Below are 21476 nucleotides of genomic sequence, written 5' to 3'. Positions count from 1 at the left end.
AACGATCATCTGTTGCCCATGAACGATGCGTATCCTAAGCGTGCGTAAGGGCTAGCCTTCATGAATCTTCGGAAAAAAATTCACGGTAACTGGTATTTTCAGGGGCAGCGTTATTTACAGTATTTTGGGGGGCTTATTTAAGGCCCGCTTAGAAGACTATCATGATGGGGAGGCAGTCCTCGGCCGCACATCACTTAGCAATCAATCTATTGACAATAAGGGCTTTATCCATAAATAACGATGGATAGTAGAAGGGACTTTAGCTGGATCGGGAAATTACCCAAACAGCATCTTATGGCAAAACTATTCAAGTACTGTTGGTTACTACTAATCAACAAATGCAGTTTTTCAGAACCCTCTGCCAATCGGTTTTGTGGTGTCAGATGAAAGAAGATGACACCACAAAACCGATTGCGCATCATAGCTTCTTCTTCGGAGGGGCCGCGACAAACTGTTTGTTACTTTTCCCCAAATCGACAGACGTAGCCACGGCAATACCACGCTGATCAGCTTTGTTGACAGCACAATAGAAGTGATAGACAGTGCCTTTATGTTTGACCACGAATGACTTGTGGGCGTATAGGTCATCATACGGCTCTGACGGCTCAATCAAATTAGCCCCTGTCCAGTCGGTCCAGTTGACGAGATCAGTCGATACGGCAAAGCGGTTGAACGCTCCCTTTCGATCCTCCCAGAACGCTCCGAAATAGAACATAACGTACAGGTCACCCATTTTTTGGATTACCGCATCACCCGTAATTCCCGCCGAATGCATCAGCACCGGTTCTTTATAGAATCGTTGCCAGTTCAGCATATCGTCGGAAACGGCCATACCGATGCGTTCATACCAGCGTGTTTTCGGCACTCCAGTCGTATCGCCGTTGGCGTTGTAGTACATCACAAATCGGTGGCCCGTTTTCCTCTGCTTATCGTCTATGATCGTGCTTTTGTACAGCTTCCGATTCTCCCACCAGCGCGTATCCGGGTCTTTAGCGGTCAATACGGGTTTAGGCTTCCGTTGCCATTCATGCGCTTTTGTGGGATCATCCGATGTATAGGCAATGCCAATCGACAGGTCGCCTGCTTCGTACCCTTTGCCGTTGCCGCCAATGTACGACATCCAGTAATTGCCGTTGTATCGGTCCAGCGCATAACTCCCCCCCCATTGCAGGTCCTGCAACGCGTTATAGCCTGCCTTCTGGTTAGCGTCCCAACGAGTGGTTTTGGTTGTATCCGAAAACGACATAAGCCGACCGAGGGTATCCCAATGCAGCAGGTCTTTGCTTTTGGCCAGCCAGGTCTCGTAGCCGCGACCGTCATAGATCAGGTAGGTCATGTACCACTGGTTGGCTTTCTGAAAGATTGTCGGGCAGTCCATTTTATGCTCATTGTCGGCGGGGGTCATCACCAGCCCATATTTGAACGGGGTTTTAACCTCATCGTAGACGCGCTGCATCTGCGTATCGGGAACGTGGCTGGTCTGCGCAAATAGCGATGCAGAGAGAAGGCAAAAAAGTACAATTCGGATGTTTATGAACGTCATGACAGTTTACAAATAAATCACTCAGCCACTTCATTCGGCCGAATAGTTATCCAAGAGTACAAAACTATTCGTGATAAAGACGATAGGCATCTATGATTTTACTTATCAATAACTCAAGTTGCGAGATCATTTGCCCCCCAGTCTGGGGAGAGTTTTTAGCGTCTCTGAGGTTCTAAAACGATCATCCCCATGCCTGACAAAGCCATAGCAATTTACTGTTTTTTCGATGACTGCCCCGGCGGCCCCGGTCTATGGTTTCAAAATCACCCTAATTGTTGATGCAGACGGCTTACCCGTTGACTACTATGGCCGTGCGGGCAGCTTTCATGACGCGACAAGCTTGCAAGCCATGCCAATTGATCTACCACCTGGCAGTTTACTGTATGGTGATAGTGGCTATACCGACTACGAACAAGAAGCTAGTGGCTATCCTTGTCTTTTAGTAAAGGCCAGTTCGTATCCGCTTTCTGAATATGGCCCGCTCGATCTTTATTCCATAGAGTCTGTACCTTTTTATTATAGTTGAAGTATAGCTTTCCGTTGTCGATTGTCCAGGCGTCGGGTTCTGTCGGGGCTTTATGGCCCTGCGATGTACCATAGGCGCAATAGCCGCCGTATTGAGGAGCGTACTTTTCGGGATCAGCTTTAAACATATCCCGATTCTTGGCGCTAGCAAAATACCAGGTTGCTCCCTGATAGGCATATGAAATAGTGGAATCACCCGGTACAGGTTTCCCGTCGATAAAGTAAGCTACTGGATCATACCCTCTTAACGCTTGTCCACCGGGGGCAAAAACGGGTGATTGCTGCGCCCAGGCAGTAGTAATCGATGCGAAAATGACAATGGCCAAATAAAAAATGAGTCGTTTCATGGCTGTTTATTGGTTGAAAAATTGGATTGATTCGTTGAGAGTTGCTGGCGAATAGCGGTCCGAATCAAATCGGGCCGACGCCAGGGAATAAAATGATTCATGCCGGGAATCATCTGAATAGTTACCGTAGCCTGTTGCAACATGCTTCGGGCAAAGGCGGCATTGTCGGGAGATACCAGCTCATCCTCCGTTCCCTGGATGACGGTTACGGGAACACGAATGGTAGACCAAAGCGGACGCATCGCCTGAAGCTCCGCTTTTAGGGCCATAATCTCCCGGTTACTAACGTCCAGTTCGGTGGGTAGTAAGTACCGAACCGGAAAAGCCGCTCCAATTGGGCGATACCATTCTCCCCGCTCCAGATCGGGGTCGATAGAAGGGGCAACCAGAACCAGCCCCCCTACCTGCTCCGGGTAATCCATCGCCAGTCGAACGGCTACCGGCCCGCCCAGCGAATGCCCAACGACAATGGGTTTAGGCGTTGCCGGTTTCTGACGGAGTAACGGGGCTATTGCAGCCGCCTGGGCTTGCAGAGACTTTTCCGGCCGACCCAATTCCGACTTGCCAAAGCCCGGTCGGTCCACCGAAATCAATTGGGCATGATTGTAGAGCGACGAATCCGTAAAAAAACCGATGAAGGCATCCCAGGACCCCGGCGAGCCATGAATGAACAATACAGTCGGTAAGGAGTCGGCCCCGATACGTGCATAATGAACCGTGTGCCCGTTGTTGCTGACGGTTCCAAACGTGGGCTTTACGCTGCGATTCGCAAAGTATTGGGCGATGGCTTTATCCGACATTCGAATCGACATGCACTGCGGCAGCAGAACAATAATCAACACCAGCAGCACCAATCCGATGCGCCAGCGGAAAGCGGTAGTCCATCCACGCAGAAACCGTATCATTCGAGAGAGATTGTTGACCAGAGTATTGGCCGACGATATGAGTTAGCTAGTCTCAACCGTCAGGCCAATACCTGTATACTTTGCCAAAGGGCCATACCAATAAATAAAATGCCGGTTAGCCGATTGACCCACCGACCATTCATATACTGTACAATTCGCTGGCGCAAGCGGTCCGTTAGCCAAACAACCAGAATCAGCAAGCCAAACGCCCCTGTTGCAGTGCCCAGCGCAAACACCCACGGACTGGCGGGCTGATTGATCGGAACCAGTGTATGAGAGCCCATAGGAACCCGACTCAGATAAAGCCATACAGCCGACCAGAATGGTAGCAACTGTGGATTCGTACTGCCTAATAAAAATCCTTTCCAGAAGGGTAATGTGGGCTTTGGGTCGGCTACCTCAGTAAGTTCAACCGGTTTTTGCCGAAAGGCCACGAGTCCAGCCCCCAGTAATACCGGAATGGGCGCAATCGTCAGCAGATCCATCCAGTGCGAATTGGCGGGTATGAGCATTAGCCCACCGGCCGCCAGACTACTGTACACAATTTCGGGCAGGCTACCGCCCAAAGCCAGCCAGATTCCGGCCTGCTTATTATGGCTAAGGGTCGTTTGCATAACAGCCAGATTAACAGTACCCGGATGGACAGACCCTAGAAAGCTGATGACGCAGACAATACAGAAAAGCAGAAGCATACGATGCGCTGGTAGGAAGTTATGAAATCCAGTCTTTACTTCGACTGGTGCTGAACCGTTGAATACGCCACGCCAAAATGCATCGGTAAGTCCACAGCCGGAAAGTCGTTCTGAATAGCAATCTGGATAAGTGCCATGTGATGAATGGCATGCTCAATGTTGTACAGCAGTTCCCTCGCTATGGAGGATGGAATCTGGACGACTTCGTTTCCTTTAACCGATAGGTCGGCCGTCAGTATTAGCGGCTGATTCAGATCAATCCGGTGAATCGTTCGGTCAACGGCTCCGATCCGGCGAAGGGCTTCATCGGTGTCGACTTCCAGGCGAAGGTCGCGTTGGCGCCGGTCGTAATTGAGTTGCCCCATTTGGATACTAGCGACGAGCAATTCATAAAATTCGAGAATGTGCCGGACATGTTTGCCGATGGTATTGCCCGAAAGAACCGACAGTGGTCGAGCGTAATCATCGTCGGCTAACTGACCGACCACTTCGGCAAGTTGCATGAGTATATCGGTACTGGCAGATTTAAGTGACATCGTGTTAATAAGCGTTAATGGGTGAAGAATCAGGCATTCGTATGGACTTTCTTCTGGCCCAGCATCCCCCATAGAACCGGCATCCATTGCGTGCGGGTAAGCGCCAGAATGACTGTGCAACTTACCGCAACTACCAGAGCCAGAAAGAACAAATAGCCGCCATCGTCCTGCACCGAAATACCCAGGATGGTCAGGTGCGATACGATAGCCCCAGCCATTACACCCAATCCCAGAGCAGCCCCCATCCAGCTTGTTCGTGGCATCAGGATGAGTACGGAGGCTATGAGTTCAACAATGCCTGAACCGATCCGGCCCCAGGGTTCCACCCCCAGCGTCGAGAAAATATAAACCGACTCAGGCTGGGCCAGAAACTTGAAATACAAGGTCTGAAGCAGAATAATGGCAGCCAGTAAGCGAGCGGCCCAAAGAACGTAGGTCGTTGTTTTGTTCATGATTGCGGTAGGGTTTAAAGGAATGACTTACTTACGATTGGATGAATTTGCCCCAGTTCGCGTCGGCTTTCTTATGCAGATTCACCTCATCTTTATTCCACTTGGGCAGTGTGTTATTAATAAAGGAGTGGTAGAACAGGTACAGCTTGCCGTCTTTGACCTTAAACGTTTCGGGGTCTATCTCTACCTTTTCGCCCGTGGCACCCATCGCATAGGCACACCAACCGCCGTACTGCGGTTCGTAACGATCCGGGTTTTCCTGAAAGGCTTTCAGGTTGGCAGGTGTAGCAAATCGGTAGGTAACATTTTTGTACGTGTAGCTATTGGCGGCCGAGCCTTTTACGGCTTTGTTTTGGGTGAAATAGGCTACAGCATCGTAGCCCTGTATGGCCAGGCCATTTTCGAGGTTGAACTGCTGTTTGCGGGCTGCAACGGAATTCGTTTGGGCTGAAGCCGGTGTCCAGTAGGTAAAAAACAAGGTAATAAACAGGAGCGAAAGCGTTTTCATCGGATAGTTTGTCTGAATGGGTTACTTGCCATTGTGTTGTCTGATTGGTGTAAACTCGGCCAACGCAGCCGTACCAACGTTCTTCTGATACAGTTGCCAAATACCATTCCAGATCCATTGAAAAAAGAAAAAACGGCTATTACACACTGGAAACGGCCAAAACGCACGTAAAAGCCGGAGAGAAGTCAGCTCTGGCCACAGGCTGAATTCCCGATATTTCGTAAGCGTCCCGAAATACCCATAGAAAATTGTAAACTGGTTTTTCGCAGGAGCCTGCCTGATTGACTGGCCACCAAAATTATTTTGCCGACGTTGGCCTTGTTGTGGCTGGCAGCCATCGATCCACAAACTGTCACGATTTACCAAGACACTCACGCTATTTCGTGAATTTCTTCACCGTCAGCCATTCGAAACCTCAAACAATCAACTGATAATCAACATATTATTAAAATGGTATAAACTTTGGATAATCTTGTGTCGATCAAGTGGATTGCTCATGTGTACTGTCACTTACTTGCCAACTGAACCAACCGGCTACATCCTGACCCATAGCCGCGACGAAAAAGCAATACGTCCCGTTGCGAAGCTGCCCCGAACCGTAGACATCGGCGGGGTTGCAATCACCTTTCCGCAGGATCCGCAGGGACAAGGCACCTGGATGGCGTCAGGCTTCCGGGACGCTGAATCCCCGGTAACCGTGTGTTTACTCAATGGTGCTTTCACGGCCCATCGGTCAGCACCACCCTATCGGCATAGTCGTGGTCTGGTACCTTTACATGTGTTTACGTATCCATCTGTTGAAGCATTTATTGGCACCTACGATTTCACAGGGCTGGAACCCTTGACACTCCTAATCGCTGAAGAAGGCCGATTGATAGAGCTTCGCTGGAATGGCAATCGGCTTTTTGTGGCTGAAAAAGATCCAGGCCAGCCTTACATCTGGTCGTCGGCTACGCTGTATACACCCGAGGTTATCCGGCAACGCGAAGGCTGGTTTCGGGAATGGTGCCAACAACACCCCGACTATTCGGTAGAAGCTATCCGGCGTTTTCATCAGGTTGGTGGTACTGGCGATGCCGAGAATAACCTCCGCATGAATCGCCGGAATGAGATGCTCACCGTCAGCCTGACTAGTGTCGTTTATGGCGCAGATGAACTAAACATGATTTACGAGGATTTCACTCAACCGACTGTTTACCAGACTCCTATTGACCCTATCTATGCAACCCGTTAGCACCACCCGTTCGGCGCCCCTCTCCGAAAGCTCATTCGTTCAGACAATTCGTTCGCTCCCGGCAACGGTATGGGCACTCCTTACGCGTTTTGGCCAGACGTCTCCTTTTATGATCCGTTTGCGCCACTGGGAATACTGGCCGTTTGAGGTGGTATATTTCCCCATTTTTATGTTCCATTTGTGGCAATCGATCAAGGCGAGGTCGCTGTTTTATTTTTCTGCGTCCAATCCGTCCATCGAAACAGGAGGGTTGTTTGGTGAATCCAAAGCGGGTATACTGGCCGGGATCAGCGATGTATATATGCCCATTACGCAGTTTGTACCAGCGTCAACCGACCCCGAAACGGTGTTTTATCTGATGCAGGAGCGTGGTTTTTCGTTTCCGGTTATTGCCAAACCGAATGTAGGTGAGCGGGGCTGGCGGGTCGAAAAAATTGAGAGCCGTGAAGCCCTGACGAACTACATCGCCAACACACCGATTGATTTTCTGATTCAGGAATATGTCGATGAACCGCTCGAACTGGGCGTGTTTTACTACCGAATGCCGGGGCAGGCTAAAGGCGTTGTGTCGTCGGTGGTGCAGAAGGAATTTCTGACCATACGAGGCAATGGCTATGACTGCATCGAAAACCTGATTCGGCAAAACGAACGGGCCATTCTTCAACTGCCGGTTCTCATCAGGAAGTATGGCCATCGGTTCCACGACATACCGGCCGCTGGCGAAACCATTACGCTGGAGTCGATAGGCAACCACTGTCGGGGCACTAAATTCCTGAATGCCAATCACCTGATCACCCCTGAGCTGACGCAGGTGTTTGACCGAATCAGTCAGCCAATTGACGGGTTCTATTTTGGCCGGTACGATCTACGGTGCCGGAGCGTAGCCGATTTGTATGCTGGTAACCACATTCGGATTCTGGAATTGAACGGTGCCGGTGCCGAACCTGCCCATATTTACCAGCCGGGTTTTTCGCTCCGCGAAGGCTACCGGGTGCTGTTTCACCATTGGCGGGTACTCTACCAGATTAGCCGCGAAAACCACCGCCGGGGCATACCGTACATGACCTTCCGGCAGGCTTTTCGGCTATGGAAACACACGCAGCAAGGCCGAAACGGGAGTGGGCAACCCTAATTTTCTGTTCATCCAATAGTTTCACACATTCTTAACAAGCATAAAACCATGAATCGATCCACTGTTTTGGCTAGCCTGACTAGCCTTTTACTCATCATGTCGCCTGCCTTTGCCGTGCTGCTCACAGGCCCATCCGGTAAGGACACCAATCCCGAAAAGCCTCCGCGCCGACTCGAAAAGACGGAAGCCGAGTGGAAACTGGCACTTACCCCTGAGCAGTTTATTGTAACCCGCAAACAAGGCACCGAACGCCCATTTAGTAGTCCACTGGCCAGCAACCACGAGCATGGCATTTATCGATGCGTTTGCTGCCACGAGCCGTTGTTTAGCTCCGATACCAAGTTTGAATCGGGAACGGGCTGGCCCAGTTTCTACACCCCATTGCGTAAAAATGTTATCAAAGACATTCGCGATACCAGCCACGGCATGGTTCGGACCGAAGTGCAATGCGCCATTTGCGATGCTCATCTGGGTCACGTTTTTGACGATGGCCCTGCGCCTACCGGCCTCCGCTACTGTATGAATGGGTTGGCGCTGGAATTTGTCAAAAAATAGTAAACGAAAGGAACCCATGCGATTTATTCAGATTTTCATACTTGGATTCTGGCTGTTGACGAGCTGTACACAGGCCCAGAACTTAGACACGACACCCGCCCGCTTACCGAAGCTGAAACCCGGCGAAGCAGTTGCTACCTTTGCAGGCGGCTGCTTCTGGGCGCAGGAAGAAGGCTTCGACCAGCTTAAAGGTGTTCGGGAGGTTATTTCCGGATATTCGGGAGGCAATGTTCCCAACCCAACGTATCAGGAGGTGGGTACCGACGAAACGGGGCATGCCGAGTCGGTGCAGGTGTATTACGATCCGAACGTGATTAGCTATCGGGAACTGCTCGATGCGTTCTTCGCCGGACACGATCCGACCACGTTGAACCGGCAGGGCCCCGACGTTGGGCGCGATTATCGGTCGGTAGCGTTTTACCGGACTCCGTCCGAAAAGCAGGAGATCATGGCCGCCATTCAGCGGGTCAATACGTCGAAGCATTACGCCAATCCGGTCGTCACGGAGATGTTGCCGTTCAGCGTATTCTATCCGGCCGAAAACTACCATCAGAACTACTGCAAGCTGCACCCAAACCAGCCTTATATTCAGCACGTTTCGCTGCCGAAGATCGAAAAGCTACGCCATGCCATGAAAGGCAAATTGAAACAGGAAGACAATCAGTAAATGGATAATGGACAATGGATAATGAACAATAAGTAAGGGCTATTTCACTATCCGTTGTCCATTACCAATTTATTAACTCCTCATTTTCAGATGGATGACCTAAATCAAACCGATAAGACGCTGCATAGTTTGGCACAATTGATCGCCCTGACTGGTATGCAGTGGCTGCCCCTCCAGACAGACGATAGCCAGACTAATATGGCCTGGAATCCTGTGTTGCACTGGCTCGAAGGGCGGGCATTCGACCAGGCGGGTCAGCACCTCCGGCTGGTAATTGATACCGAAGCGTTTACAGTTCAATTTGTTGATGGACAGAACCGGGTTTTGGGCCTGTTTTCGCCAGAAGGCAAAACACCTGCCGATGCCCTGATGTGGTGGAACGATCAAATGCGCTCCTGGGAAATTTCGGCAATTCGGCCCCTGAACTACCATCTCGATCACGAACCCGTTGCACCCGATGCGGTGTATCAGCGACCATCGGCGCTGAGCGAGTGGAACCACTGGCGCACTGTAGCCAATGAATCCCTGCAAACCTTGAACCAGTGGAGTGACCAGCAAAGCGAAATCCGAATCTGGCCCCACCACTTCGATACGGGCGTTTATTACAGCCTGACCGATGCGCAGCAACACGAACGGGCGGCTATCTGGGCAGGCTATGCGATAGCGGATTCGATCTGTTCTGAACCTTATTTCTATCTGTCTGGCTACAATAGAACCCAGCCTATTAACTTCCTGAATGCGTCTACGCTGTCGGCAGGGGAATGGCGCACAGGAGCCGACTGGCAAGGTGCCTTGTTATCTATTTCGGGCACTCCTACCCACGACCGTATTGACGCTTTCTTCCGGGAAAGTTATGCCTGGCTTCATGAGTCCATTAACCCATAAATTGGTAGTTATGAAATCTCTTCTGTCTGTCAGTTTCTTGTATACATTGCTGGTTCTGGGAATCGGTGGATGCGTAAAAGACAAAGACCTGGTTCCGCTGGGGAGTTTGGGGATGCCTGTCAGTACAGTTGACCCCGTGCAGGTTTTTGACTCAACCGGCCAGAAGCTACTGGCCTCTGGCAACTTTCAGAACGGCGTTCATACCGTGAGCGGCCGGGTACGCCTGTATGGGCGAAACGGCAAACAGACGCTCGTTTTCGAGAATTTCAGGAGCGACACCGGGCCTGATCTGCGCATTTATTTAGCCAACGATACGCAAGCCAGCACCTTTACGGAAGTGAGTTTGCTGACAGCCACTGGCAACTTTTTTGTAGATGTACCGTCAACTATAACACTAAGCCAACAGCGTTATGTGCTGATCTGGTGTAAGCGATTTTCTGTGCATTTCGGGAATGCCGAACTGAAATAATCTGGAGTAATAAATACCTTCACTACCTATTTTTCTAAAAAGCTGATGACTAACTGCCTGACTTCTTTTCTAACGATATTCCTGCTTTTCGCCAGCCAGTTAACTACTCTGGCACAGGGGTGCAGCGACGCTGGCTTTTGCACCATTGGCGCACTTAAACAACACGCGACGGGCGATACGAAAGGCCAGAAAATCAGTCTCCTGCTTCCTGTTGGATTGGGGGACGAAGCGGTACTGGTTTTTGCACCAGGCCTTCAATACGACAATCAGTTGTCGGCCAGGTGGGCCGTTCAGGCAAAATTAACAGCCAATTATGCTAGTGGAAACTTAGGAAGTGCAGCCGGACCAGGCGACATTTTCCTGTCGGGTACATACACATTGCCAACGCAAGCCAAATGGGCAACGTCGCTCACTCTGGGCACAAAACTGCCCTTGAGCAACAGCAACCTAAAAGCCGATGGTCGTCCGTTGCCAATGCAATACCAGAGCAGCCTAGGTACGGTCGATCTGATTACGGGCGTTTCGGTAAGCAATCGCCAATGGCAACTTTCGGCAGGCTGGCAGCAACCCCTTACCAGTGCGAATAGCAACACATTTCTACCCAGCCTGAATGGCAAGCCCGAAGCCCCGGCCTATCCACCGTCCAACCAGTTTACCCGGAAAGCTGATGTACTGGTAAGAACTGCTTATACGTGGATGATAAACCCCAAATTTAGCCTGAACGGAGGTTTGTTAGGCATCTATCACCTGGCAGAGGACACCTATACTGATGCCAGCAGCAAATCGGTAAAGATCAATGGATCGCAGGGGTTAACCCTCAATGCCACCCTGGCCGGTTGGTGGAACCTAACGCCCAAAACGCGCATCGGCTTTACGGCTGGTACGCCACTGGTCGTTCGAGAAGTCAGACCCGACGGCCTGACCCGAAGCATCGTTTTTGCGCCCGAAATAAGCTGGCTGTTTTAACCCGTTTCTTTTACGTTTTTGGGTTCAGTATTCGCGGTTTTATAAGAGATAGCAACCACTACTCTTCACGTTGACTAATAGCCACCCCAACGGGCAGAACCTCTAAACTCCCCCGATCCAGTTGGGCAAGTACCTCCTCAAAACCATAGCGAGGTTGCCAATTTAAAGCAGTTTTTGCGCTGGTTCCGGCATAAACCCGGTCTATAGGTGTTGGTAAGGGCCACCCTCGCTCGTTAAAAGCCGTAAGTAAGGTTGGTACACGTTTGGCTAAGATCGTTGTGGGATTGGTTGCTAAATCGGCACAGTCTTCTGGCTGAAAAGGGGTATCTCCTGAGACGATAAATTCCTGATAAGCTTCTCCTTCATTGGTCAATGCAGCAACGTGAGCACGGGCCACATCGCGCACATCAACACCCCGCGTTAAGCGATAAATGGCCATCAGGTCGGCCGGTTCAGGAAAACAGCGCGACATACGGATCACACGAATAGCCAAATGGTCGTCGGCTACACGGCGAAGTAAAGCTTCAGCCTCCAGCTTCGTCCGATGATAAATGCTTCGAGGCTGAGGAATTGTTTCATCCGTCACCCAGGCAGAAAGACCATCCTCGATGCTCTTGCCAAAAATGGCGGTTGTACTGGTAAAGACAAGCCGCCTGACTTGTGTGGCCAAAGCTGCTTCTGCGACCAAACGGGTTCCATCAACATTAATCCGGGTAAACTCGGCATCGGATAGCACACCCACATGAGGAGCATGTAAGGCGGCCGTATGAATGACTGCATCTGCCCCCTTCATCACATCGGTCAGGAGGTATTTGTCAGCAAAATCAGTCACGATGCGCGTGGTTGAGAAAGCGGTTCGATCAATACCAACGACATCGTGTTCAGTGGCTAAAGCGTTATAAATAGCCCGCCCAACTCGCCCCGAACTTCCGGTCAATACGATTCTCATTACCTATTATAGCTTCTGGCACTACACTGTTCGGCTGAAAAGGCTCACCTACATAGTTTTGAAAGCTATATAGCGAACAGGTAAACTCATTATCTTTGTTATGAGTCAAATTAGCCCTAAACACAAGACGTATCTCCAACTGTATCAGAAATACCAGACTTTACCGCCTGTTTACCAAGCAGAGGTAGCTGACTTTGTTGATTTTTTGGCTACCCGTAAAACTACGGAGAAACCTCTTGAACGAAAAGCTCCCGTATTTGGGAGTGCCAAAGGCCAGTTTCAAATGAGTCCTGATTTTGATGCACCGCTGGACGATTTAGAAAAATTACCAGCACATCGCTACCTGCATGGACCGATCCAGCGGAGCCTGAGCCAGCGGCTGAACCGAATCGGTGTAAAGAATGAGCCAGTTATCGGCCTGCTCTAACCGGCCCCTCAGTTCAACCGAACGGCCTACATTGATTAATATAGATGCATTCAGTGGCTCTCCCATCGGTCCCACAACTAAATAGTAATTGCGCTGACCACTGCGATTCTGAACCGCCAGCAAGGGAGGAATACCCCCGGCAATGCAGCGCACGGCACACGACCGATGCGGGCGACCTTGGCCGGGTTTCATCACGCCAAGCATACACTTAGGGTCTGTAATTTCGCCGGTTAACCTGACGATACCCAAGCTACTCTGCCCCAGCGTTGAGGAAACGGGCGGTATTGATGACGGTTTTATACCAGAAACATCTATTAAAGCGTCGGCTTCCTCGGTCAGTTCAAGAGCAGCTTTCCCATCGTGGTAAATAAGCGTTCCCCGTACTTTCAGCCGTTTATTGGTCAATGGGCCGTATTTACGTTCCCATGCGTTCAGGGTTGAATCGGCCCCGCGTTTGTTGAAACCGATGAGTAATACCCGTTCAAAAAGTGGGGCATTATCGGCTGTTTGTTTCACAGGAACCCGCAAAAAAGGTACAGGCGTTCGGATCAGTTCACCTTCGAGTGTTGTCAGCGTACCATACTCGAATACAGCCCCCGAAAAACCGCGTTGCTGCCAGACGAGTAGCCCCGCCAGAATGGGCACAATTAAGGCTAGTGCAATCACGGCTCGCCAAACCACTTTTCGAATTGAAAGAGGTGCGTCGGACTGCCAGCCAATGTAAAAATCATCTTCTGGTTTCATAGCTATTAATGAAAAATTGATAATTAATAATGGGATTCTCTGCGGCATTATGCATTAGCCATTATTCATTGTCCATTAAGTAAAGCTGGCGTTTGGGGGGTGCCGGGTGGAGCCGGAGTTGGGTCAACCCAGACCCTTGTACTAATGCACTTTACAGCATAGGTTTCTACTTTTTCGGTGAACGGCGGGGGCGACTGACCATTGTGGGGCAAGTATTGATAACCATGCCAGGGGCAAGTAATGCAACCGTCGATGATCTTTCCTTCGCCCAGCGGCCCATTCTGATGCCGACACTGGTTATTGATCGCCGACACCTTGCCATCGTATCGAAACAGCGCAATGTTCTGGCCATTAATCATCAGGGTCTTTGCCCGGTTTTCGGCAATCTCATGCACATCACATACCTCCACAAACCCATCCATCGCCTGACCCAGCGGCCTACTATCCGTTCGCTGGCTGACAATCGCTGCGGCCAAATGCAAGCCAATTACCAAAGCCATGCCAATTCCTAGCACAACTGTGTAAACTGTAGCCGTTTCCTGCTGCAATACGCCAAGCAATACATGCATCACGAGGAGGCCATAAACGACATATACACCCATGTGCAGGGTTTTCCAGACTCGGGGGCTTAGGTTTTTTAGCCAGAAATCATGACTGGTGGCCGCCATCAAAAACAGAATCAGAAGGGCGAAAAAGCCCAGCGTCTGAAACGGGAATTGCGACAGGTGCTCATAGCCGGGTTCGGACGTAAAAAGCGACACCAGCGGATCGACATTGCCACGCGAATGAAACTGAATCACGCTGAAAATACCATGTACCGAAGCCACCAGAAACATGCTGACCCCCAAATGCCGCCGGTTATAAAGCAATGGCAAAAAACGGGTACTGAGCCGACACAATGGGCCAATAATCAAAATAACGTGAAGCATCAGAAAAGCCAGTGTACTGGTCGCCCGGATGATGATGGTTTCGGCAGTTACGTCGGGAAACAAAACAGCCTGAAGCCCACAGAAAATAACCAGATATACCGTGGCAAGTCCGGCAATGGTCCAATCATATAATTTTTTCTGACCATTCCAGGAAACGGGCAGGTAGTTTAGCGCCATACGATCTTAAAATTGAATGGTTTGAAGAACGCTGTGTTTGAGATCATCCACCAAGCTGATGGTTGGGTGCAGTGTTGAATCGGGTAACGCGAACCGATAGATACCCGCTACATCTACAGAGCCAATGGCCAGTTGGCGTGTGGGTGTAACCACGTTGACCACGACCGAAGGCGCTTCGTAAGGTTGGCGAACAACGAGTTCAAGCTGAGGATCGGCCGACTGATTACTACGGCGAAGCGTGGCCTGTATGCCCGGCTTTTCTACGGTTCTAACCACGATAGGAAGGGCGTCCGGCAAAGGCAAAGCAATGGTTTGTTGCTGGATAGGTGGGTCTCTGTCCAGGCTCAGTGTAGAAATAAACCCGATGGGTAACAGGATTGCCAGTAGCCCCCACATTGCCCGGTGTGTTTGTCGAAGTTTTGGTGTCATGGTCATACAGGGTTAGAATCAGTAGGTGAAGACGACCGATGCCGAAGTAGTTTTTGTAAAAGCAACGGCCAAAGGGCAACCGAACCAGGCAACAGCAACAGCCGAACAGCCAGGCTCATGTCTTTAGCTTCGTGATCAATACGGGCAGCTCCCCAGCCAATAAAATACACCCCAAAAACAACTCCGGCCCTTACGTAGCCATAAAACAGCATAACCAGTAGTTCAATCATGACTTTAGGGGTTAAGCCCGGTTATAGATTTTCACGACGGTTTCGCGCGTCATTCGGCCCGTATCGCTGATCAGAAAGGTAATCAGGTCGGCAATGCGTTCGGTCGGCACCCAGTGGGCCGGGTCGGCATCGGGCATGGCTGTCCGGTTGGCGGGCGTATCGAGGGTGCTGGGCACCACTACGGTGGCGGTCGTATGCGCGTGCTTACCCTCGGCATTGATCAGCTTGGCCAGTTCAAAAACAAGGGCTTTGCTCATGGCGTAGGCAAATACATCCTTCCCTTCAGTCGGGTTGAGCGTAGGGCGTGAACCGATCAGCACAAACTGGCCTCCTCCCCGTTGTTCAAAGCGACACATCAGCGGTTTGACGAGGTTAAAGGCTGACACAAAATTGAGGTCAATCATTTTTTCGAGCAGCCGAACGTCGGTTTGCTGAATACGTCCCATAGCAAATCCTCCGACGAGCAACACAGCCGCACGTATATCAAAATCCGACGTATCGGTCATGAAAGTTGTTATACTAGCTTCATCCAGCACATTGACCACGTAAGGGCGCACATTGGGCAGATGGTCATACAGGTGAAGGTCGCGGTCAGAACTGAACGTGGCCAGTACCAAATAGCCTTGCTGCTGCAAGTGTTCAACAACCGATTTTCCCAGATTACCGGCAGCTCCGGTTACAAGAATTGTTTTCATAAAGACTTGATTTCAACTGTTTTTAGTCGCTTTTGTCATGTTGTCCTAACTTTCATCTTCGCTCCACCAGAGCACTTCATACGTCTGGCAACCGCTTTTCTGGCCGGATAGGTGCATGGCCATTGTACGACACTCACCCTGCCGCCGTCGGTAACGGCGTCGGTAGAGCCAGCCTGCCAGCCACATACCCGTAATGGGACCGATGAAATAGAGCCACCAGCCTGCCCAGACCTGTGCCGACAAGGCCGAGCTAACGGTGCGGGCCGGGTTGATGCTCATCCCGGAAAAAGGAGCTTCAAACGTGATGTACAATGCCACAACCAGCCCCACAAAATAGCCCGTGTAGGGAGCCAGCCGAACCGAATTACTGAGGATCAATACCAGCGTGAGCATGCCAAAGGCCAGTAAAAATTCACACGCCAGCGCCACCCAAACACCCGTTGGACCGGGTTGTGTTGTTATAAAATTGACGGCTGGGTGCGCCATGTAGCTCGGCATAAGCCAGGCCAGCAGGGCAATAGCCAGCGAACCGCCCACAAATTGCGCCACGATATAAGCCAATGCATCAATGGTCGAAATCCGGTTCAGCCGCCACTGGGCAATGGTAACGGCTGGATTCAGGTGTGCACCCGACTGTTTGCCCCATCCCGAATAAATCAGCCCGATGGCCGTTAGCCCCATCGCTACGCCAATCAAGGCCCGCCGAACAATCGATGAATCAATAACCTGCCGAATAGGCGAAGCCGGATACTCGACGGCAATGACAACCAGCGAGGCCGACACCATAAACGTACCTAAGGCCCAGGCTTCAATCAGGTAGAGTGGCCAATTTTTTTGTAGTGTTTTCATCCTTTGTGCGCGGTAACCGAGCCGGGTAATCGGTCAATAGTTTGATAATGGCTCCCACCGACCAGGCCTGATTGGCAGTGCCTCGTCCGTGTTGCGGGTGCAAGCCGTCGAAAATTTCGGAGATACCAAAGAGGCAGTCGTTTTCGTAAAAGTGCTGTTTCAGCGTTGCCAGTTCGCCATTCATACGCTTTCGGGTAGCTACTGTGTCGCCATGTACCCGTACATAGGCGGTCCAGTATTCACCCAGCAAAAATGGCCATACGGTTCCCTGATGATAGGCCGTATCGCGCAGCCACTGATCGCCCCCATAAACCGCCACAAACGCCGGATCGTCGGGCGAGAGGGTTCGCAGGCCATAGGGTGTGTATAGATGAGTCTCTACCATCTTGAGAATTTGTTGTTGGTCAGTTTTGTTTAGCAAGGGAAATGGTAGGCTCAAGGCATAAATCTGGTTGGGCCGGATGCTGGCATCGGGTGCGCTGCCAGGAAGAACCACATCGTTCAGATAGCCTTTTTCATTCCAGAATGCCGACCGGAAACTTTTCTCAAACCGCCGAAGCATCAGCCCATACATATCGGGTTTTCGACGTAGTTGCTGGGCAAAGTAAATCGTGATTTTCAGCGCATTGTACCACAACGCGTTCACTTCAACCGGACAGCCGTGGCGGGATGTTACGACATAATCGCCTACGCGGGCATCCATCCAGGTGAGCTGGGCGGTGCCTCGGCCGCCGTACAACAGCCCCTCATCGGTCACATGAATACCGTAGCGGGTGCCGTTCTGATGGGCATCCAGTATGGTTAGCAACTGCTCATAATATTGCTCCACAAACGCCAGGTCGTTGAACCGTTGGTGGTATTCGTAGAGGGCCACAAACAGCCACAGCGTCGCATCGATGGTGTTGTATTCAACCGGGTCCTGGCTGTTGTCGGGGAAGCGATTGGGCAGCATACCATCATCCAGATACTGAAAAAACGTAGCCAGAATTCGTTTGGCCGTTTGCTGATGACCGAGCGAAATACACAGTCCCCGCAAGGCAATCATGGTATCGCGGCCCCAATCGGTAAACCAGTGATACCCGGCAATGATGGTCTCGCTACCTGTCGATTGCCGTTGTACAATAAACTGATTGGCGGACAGCACAAGGTCTTTCAAAAACGAGTCTGTTTGTGATTGGCGTAGGGCTTCAACTCGATTGATTTCAGCAGTACGTAAATCAACAGGGTTTGGAATCAGCAGATTTTCATCCATCGAAAACGTCAGAAAACATTCGTCACCAGCCTCCAGCCGTACCTCCACGTAACCTACTGAATACGCATCCTCGACAAAGTCCAGTCCCCGTTTCTGCTCTTCCCGATACGTAAACTGATGATACCACGCCCGACTTTCGACGAACGTTCCGCCCGAATAAGCCCAGTACACTGGCTGAGCGCCATAATGGGCATAGAGCTTCAGGTAAGGTTTGATCTGAGCGATGTAGTAGTCGTAAAAATCGGTCTGATGAAACAGGCTGTGGTAATCGCGCTGCACAAATAAGGGCATTAGTTGCAGGGTGACGGCAGTTTTGCCCCGGTTCTGATACGACACCAGCGTGGTGTTGGCGTTCTGAACCATCCATACGGTTTTGGCAATCTGGTGTTCGCCTACCTGAAAAGCCCAGGTTGGTAATGGCAATCGCTCAAACGAAACCAGATGCTGCCACCCCTGCGGATGCACAAACTCGCCATACCGATTGCTCGACAACGATACACTACCCTGTTCGGTCAGCACCGTTTCTTCTACCTTCGACACCACTACCTGACGGTCGGTTGGCGGATTGTGTGCCGCCACCAACAGTCCATGATACCGACGCGAATTGGCACCCGTCAGCGTACTACTGGCATAGCCACCCAACCCGTTGGTAACGAGCCATTCGCGGTCGGTGAGTTCATCAAAATTATTAAGGTTCATGAAGATAGTCTTTGGGTTATTCAGTTCACGATCCAATCAAATCCGCAATTACACCTGTCCAGCCGGTTTGGTGGCTGGCTCCAACACCCCGCGAGGTGTCGCCGTGAAAATATTCGTAGAACAAGACCAGGTCTTTAAAATGCGGGTCAGTGGCATATCGGCCTTCGTTGCCGTTGACAGGCCGATACCCGTTGGCATCGGGCCGGAAAATACCAACCAGCCGCTGAGCCAGCATAGAAGCCGCTTCACCCAGCGAAATTTGTTGCCCCGAACCAGTTGGAAACTCTACCTGCACCTGATTGCCGTAGTAGCTATGGTAGGTACGGAGCGCGCAAACCAGCAGATAGTTCATCGGCATCCAGATGGGGCCGCGCCAGTTGGAATTTCCTCCAAACAACCCACTCGACGATTCGCCGGGTTCATAACGTAACCCAAACTCCTGCCCGTCGATATGCACTGAGTAGCCGTGTTCGTGAATTTTGGAAATAGACCGGATGCCGCCCGGAGCCAGAAACTCACCTTCATCGAGCATGGCATGGAGTAGCCGTTCCAGCCGGTCCGGTGGAATCAGCGACAGCAGCAGATCCTGATTCTCGTCAATATCTTCGACCACAATGTGCATTTTCCCCTGCTTCTGATATTGCTGGAACCAGCGCATCCGCTTCGTAAAATCGGGTAGTTTGGCGAAGATGCTTCTCGGAATTTTCAGGACGGCAAAGAGCGTCGAAAGCCCCACCAGCGACCGAATTTTTAGCGGTATGTAGTGCTGACCGGGTAGTTCCAGAATGTCGTAGAAAAAGGCTTCGTTTTCGTCCCACGAACCATCCCAGTCTTCGCCCAGGCGGTTGAGCGATTCGGCGATATAGACAAAGTGCTCAAAGAACTTGGTGGCTACGTCTTCGTAAGTAACATCAGTTTTGGCAATTTCGAGCGCCATTTCAAGCATATTGAGGCAGTACATCGCCATCCAGCTTGTGCCGTCGGCCTGCTCTAATCGACCACCGCCCGGAATCTGATTGCTCCGGTCGAAAACACCAATGTTGTCAAGTCCAAGAAACCCGCCTTCAAATACGTTGTTGCCTTTGGCATCTTTGCGGTTGACCCACCACGTAAAGTTGAGCAGTAGTTTCAGGAAAACCCGTTTCAGAAAATCCACATCGCCCACGCCCGTCTGTGCCGCTTCGAGCTTGTACACCGCCAGACACGACCACGCATGAACGGGCGGATTTACGTCACCAAAGGCCCATTCGTAGGCGGGTAACTGCCCGTTGGGGTGCATATACCACTCGCGTAGAAACAGAATAAGCTGATTTTTGGCAAACTGGGGGTCAACCCGGGCTAACGGCACGCAATGGAAGGCCAAATCCCAGGCTGCATACCAGGGGTACTCCCACTTGTCGGGCATCGAGATGATGTCTTCGTTGTTGAGGGTTCGCCACTGGTGGTTCCGGCCGTGTTTGCGTTCGGCAGGTGGAGCAGGCTGGCCGGGGTCGCCGTCGAGCCATTGGGGTACGTCGAGGTAATAAAACTGCTTCGACCAGAGCATCCCGGCAAACGCCTGGCGCTGAATGTTTTTAGTTTCGGCATCAGCCTCCGGCGACTGAATGGTAGCATAAAACTCGTCGGCCTCCTGAACGCGCTGAGTAACTAGCTGATCGAACTCCGCACCAAGCGGTTTGCTGTTGGCACTGCGTGAGAGCCGCAGTTTGACCGTTACCGACTCACCCGCTGGTATGGTAAGCTGATAGACCGGAGCCGCTTTGGACCCTTCGACACGCTGGCTCAGACTATCGAACTCTCCGCCAATAATGGCCCGGTGGAAAGCGTCTTTGGTAAACGGATGGGCACTTGGATAACCAAAAACGCGCTCGGTGTTGGTCTCATTTTCGGTAAACAATACCGTTTGGGTCGGCTCAAAATAGAGCGTGTAGGGGCATTGTCCGGGATGTTCGGTCTGTAAGCTACCGGCCCCTTCGGTATCGGCACCACGTCGAATCCGGGGTTTGGCCGGAATCTGCCCAAACGACCAGTTGTTCCGAAACCAAAGCGTTGGCAACAGGTGTACAGGAGCGGCTTCGGAGCCGCGATTATGAACCGTAATCCGAATCAGAATATCCTGTTCCGACGCTTTGGCATATTCGGTAAATACGTCGAAGTAGCGGTTCTCGTCGAAAATACCTGTATCCAGTAGCTCATATTCGGGTTGATAACGGTCGCGGGAGCGGTTGGTCTCTACGAGGTCGGCATAGGGAAAAGCCCGTTGCGGATACTTATAAAGGTGCTTCATGTACGAGTGGGTGGGCGTGCTGTCGAGGTAATAGTACAGTTCCTTCACGTCTTCGCCATGATTCCCTTCGTTGCCCGTCAGCCCGAAAAGGCGTTCTTTCAAAATGGGGTCTTTGCCATTCCAGAGGGCGATAGAAAAACAAAGCCGTTGCTTTTCGTCGGAAATTCCGGCGATGCCGTCTTCACCCCAGCGGTAGGTTCTTGAGCGAGCGTGGTCGTGCGAGAAATACTCCCAGGCATTGCCATAGGGGCTATAATCTTCCCGCACGGTTCCCCATTGCCGCTCCGATAGGTAAGGCCCCCAGTGCAGCCAATCTTGTTTTCCGCTGTATTGCTCCTGCAACCGAACTCGTTCGGCCACAGTGTTTGGTTGTTTCTTTGTCGTTTTCATCGA

General features: G+C 51.2%; 25 protein-coding genes and 1 pseudogene. 9 read left to right on the top strand and 17 right to left on the bottom strand.

What is annotated here, in order from left to right:
• Window positions 1–418: 418 nt before the first annotated feature.
• Window positions 419–1543, bottom strand: a complete 1125-nt coding sequence (locus B5M13_RS11440) for a glycoside hydrolase family protein (RefSeq protein ID WP_080055796.1) — start codon at window positions 1541–1543, stop codon at window positions 419–421.
• Window positions 1544–1793: 250 nt separating this feature from the next.
• Here B5M13_RS11440 and B5M13_RS34725 point away from each other — a divergent pair.
• Window positions 1794–1961 (top strand): annotated as a pseudogene (locus B5M13_RS34725) (IS982 family transposase); the annotation flags it as partial.
• Window position 1962: 1 nt separating this feature from the next.
• Here the strand turns inward: B5M13_RS34725 and B5M13_RS11435 are convergent.
• The 7 genes from B5M13_RS11435 to B5M13_RS11405 are packed head-to-tail and all read right to left on the bottom strand — an operon-like array spanning window position 1963 to window position 5883.
• Complete coding sequence (locus B5M13_RS11435) at window positions 1963–2415, bottom strand: YHS domain-containing (seleno)protein (protein ID WP_080055795.1); 453 nt, start codon at window positions 2413–2415, stop codon at window positions 1963–1965.
• The gene (locus B5M13_RS11430; RefSeq protein WP_080055794.1) at window positions 2412–3320 is read right to left on the bottom strand and encodes an alpha/beta fold hydrolase; all 909 of its coding nucleotides are present in this window, start codon (window positions 3318–3320) and stop codon (window positions 2412–2414) included. The genes B5M13_RS11435 and B5M13_RS11430 overlap by 4 nt, the downstream gene beginning before the upstream one ends.
• A gap of 59 nt (window positions 3321–3379) precedes the next feature.
• Window positions 3380–4012, bottom strand: a complete 633-nt coding sequence (locus tag B5M13_RS11425) for a LysE family translocator (protein ID WP_080055793.1) — start codon at window positions 4010–4012, stop codon at window positions 3380–3382.
• Window positions 4013–4047: 35 nt separating this feature from the next.
• Entirely contained in the window at window positions 4048–4548 is a 501-nt protein-coding gene (locus B5M13_RS11420) for a DinB family protein (protein ID WP_080055792.1), read from the bottom strand.
• 29 nt (window positions 4549–4577) lie between these two features.
• On the bottom strand, window positions 4578–5000 hold the full coding sequence (locus B5M13_RS11415; protein WP_080055791.1) for a DoxX family protein: 423 nt from the start codon (window positions 4998–5000) through the stop codon (window positions 4578–4580).
• Window positions 5001–5031: 31 nt separating this feature from the next.
• Window positions 5032–5508 carry a YHS domain-containing (seleno)protein gene (locus tag B5M13_RS11410; protein WP_080055790.1) on the bottom strand — a complete coding sequence of 159 codons (477 nt, stop codon included), beginning with the start codon at window positions 5506–5508 and terminating at the stop codon, window positions 5032–5034.
• A 21-nt stretch (window positions 5509–5529) separates the two neighbouring features.
• Window positions 5530–5883: a hypothetical protein gene (locus B5M13_RS11405; protein ID WP_155297234.1), complete on the bottom strand. Its 354-nt coding sequence runs from the start codon at window positions 5881–5883 to the stop codon at window positions 5530–5532.
• 121 nt (window positions 5884–6004) lie between these two features.
• Between B5M13_RS11405 and B5M13_RS11400 the strand changes: the two genes are divergently transcribed.
• The 7 genes from B5M13_RS11400 to B5M13_RS11370 all read left to right on the top strand — a co-directional run bounded on the left by B5M13_RS11400 (window position 6005) and on the right by B5M13_RS11370 (window position 11416).
• The gene (locus B5M13_RS11400) at window positions 6005–6742 is read left to right on the top strand and encodes a hypothetical protein (protein ID WP_080055788.1); all 738 of its coding nucleotides are present in this window, start codon (window positions 6005–6007) and stop codon (window positions 6740–6742) included.
• Complete coding sequence (locus B5M13_RS11395) at window positions 6729–7874, top strand: ATP-grasp domain-containing protein (RefSeq protein ID WP_080055787.1); 1146 nt, start codon at window positions 6729–6731, stop codon at window positions 7872–7874. The genes B5M13_RS11400 and B5M13_RS11395 overlap by 14 nt, the downstream gene beginning before the upstream one ends.
• A 48-nt stretch (window positions 7875–7922) precedes the next feature.
• On the top strand, window positions 7923–8429 hold the full coding sequence (gene msrB / locus B5M13_RS11390) for a peptide-methionine (R)-S-oxide reductase MsrB (protein WP_080055786.1): 507 nt from the start codon (window positions 7923–7925) through the stop codon (window positions 8427–8429).
• A gap of 16 nt (window positions 8430–8445) precedes the next feature.
• Window positions 8446–9096 carry a peptide-methionine (S)-S-oxide reductase MsrA gene (gene msrA / locus B5M13_RS11385; protein ID WP_080055785.1) on the top strand — a complete coding sequence of 217 codons (651 nt, stop codon included), beginning with the start codon at window positions 8446–8448 and terminating at the stop codon, window positions 9094–9096.
• Window positions 9097–9186: 90 nt separating this feature from the next.
• Complete coding sequence (locus B5M13_RS11380; RefSeq protein ID WP_080055784.1) at window positions 9187–9981, top strand: hypothetical protein; 795 nt, start codon at window positions 9187–9189, stop codon at window positions 9979–9981.
• 10 nt (window positions 9982–9991) lie between these two features.
• Window positions 9992–10450, top strand: a complete 459-nt coding sequence (locus tag B5M13_RS11375; protein WP_170061119.1) for a DM13 domain-containing protein — start codon at window positions 9992–9994, stop codon at window positions 10448–10450.
• A gap of 45 nt (window positions 10451–10495) precedes the next feature.
• Complete coding sequence (locus B5M13_RS11370) at window positions 10496–11416, top strand: hypothetical protein (RefSeq protein WP_080055782.1); 921 nt, start codon at window positions 10496–10498, stop codon at window positions 11414–11416.
• Window positions 11417–11474: 58 nt separating this feature from the next.
• On the opposite strand, the gene B5M13_RS11365 is transcribed toward B5M13_RS11370, so the two are convergent.
• The gene (locus tag B5M13_RS11365; RefSeq protein WP_080055781.1) at window positions 11475–12365 is read right to left on the bottom strand and encodes an NAD-dependent epimerase/dehydratase family protein; all 891 of its coding nucleotides are present in this window, start codon (window positions 12363–12365) and stop codon (window positions 11475–11477) included.
• 100 nt (window positions 12366–12465) lie between these two features.
• On the opposite strand from B5M13_RS11365, the gene vapB reads away from it, so the two are divergent.
• Entirely contained in the window at window positions 12466–12792 is a 327-nt protein-coding gene (vapB, locus tag B5M13_RS11360; RefSeq protein ID WP_080055780.1) for a type II toxin-antitoxin system VapB family antitoxin, read from the top strand.
• On the opposite strand, the gene B5M13_RS11355 is transcribed toward vapB, so the two are convergent.
• The 8 genes from B5M13_RS11355 to B5M13_RS11320 form a co-directional block, all read right to left on the bottom strand.
• Window positions 12691–13536 carry a hypothetical protein gene (locus B5M13_RS11355; protein WP_080055779.1) on the bottom strand — a complete coding sequence of 282 codons (846 nt, stop codon included), beginning with the start codon at window positions 13534–13536 and terminating at the stop codon, window positions 12691–12693. The two genes, vapB and B5M13_RS11355, sit on opposite strands and share 102 nt — an antisense overlap.
• 65 nt (window positions 13537–13601) lie before the next feature.
• Entirely contained in the window at window positions 13602–14642 is a 1041-nt protein-coding gene (locus B5M13_RS11350) for a Rieske 2Fe-2S domain-containing protein (protein WP_080055778.1), read from the bottom strand.
• A 6-nt stretch (window positions 14643–14648) separates the two neighbouring features.
• Window positions 14649–15071 (bottom strand): hypothetical protein, encoded by a 423-nt coding sequence (locus B5M13_RS11345; protein ID WP_155297233.1) that lies wholly within the window; start codon window positions 15069–15071, stop codon window positions 14649–14651.
• Between the two features lie 2 nt (window positions 15072–15073).
• Window positions 15074–15301, bottom strand: a complete 228-nt coding sequence (locus B5M13_RS11340; protein ID WP_080055776.1) for a hypothetical protein — start codon at window positions 15299–15301, stop codon at window positions 15074–15076.
• A gap of 11 nt (window positions 15302–15312) precedes the next feature.
• Window positions 15313–15996 carry an SDR family NAD(P)-dependent oxidoreductase gene (locus tag B5M13_RS11335; protein ID WP_080055775.1) on the bottom strand — a complete coding sequence of 228 codons (684 nt, stop codon included), beginning with the start codon at window positions 15994–15996 and terminating at the stop codon, window positions 15313–15315.
• Between the two features lie 45 nt (window positions 15997–16041).
• Window positions 16042–16845: an MIP/aquaporin family protein gene (locus tag B5M13_RS11330; RefSeq protein ID WP_080055774.1), complete on the bottom strand. Its 804-nt coding sequence runs from the start codon at window positions 16843–16845 to the stop codon at window positions 16042–16044.
• Window positions 16805–18796: an amylo-alpha-1,6-glucosidase gene (locus B5M13_RS11325; protein ID WP_080059885.1), complete on the bottom strand. Its 1992-nt coding sequence runs from the start codon at window positions 18794–18796 to the stop codon at window positions 16805–16807. Before B5M13_RS11325 ends, B5M13_RS11330 begins: the two co-directional genes overlap by 41 nt.
• A gap of 25 nt (window positions 18797–18821) precedes the next feature.
• Window positions 18822–21473 carry an MGH1-like glycoside hydrolase domain-containing protein gene (locus B5M13_RS11320; protein WP_080055773.1) on the bottom strand — a complete coding sequence of 884 codons (2652 nt, stop codon included), beginning with the start codon at window positions 21471–21473 and terminating at the stop codon, window positions 18822–18824.
• Window positions 21474–21476 lie beyond the last annotated feature (3 nt).

The organism is Spirosoma aerolatum (genome assembly GCF_002056795.1).
In the GTDB taxonomy this organism is placed as follows: domain Bacteria; phylum Bacteroidota; class Bacteroidia; order Cytophagales; family Spirosomataceae; genus Spirosoma; species Spirosoma aerolatum.
The sequence above is the reverse complement of the archived record's forward strand: the minus strand, read 5'-3'. Positions and strand labels throughout refer to the sequence as shown.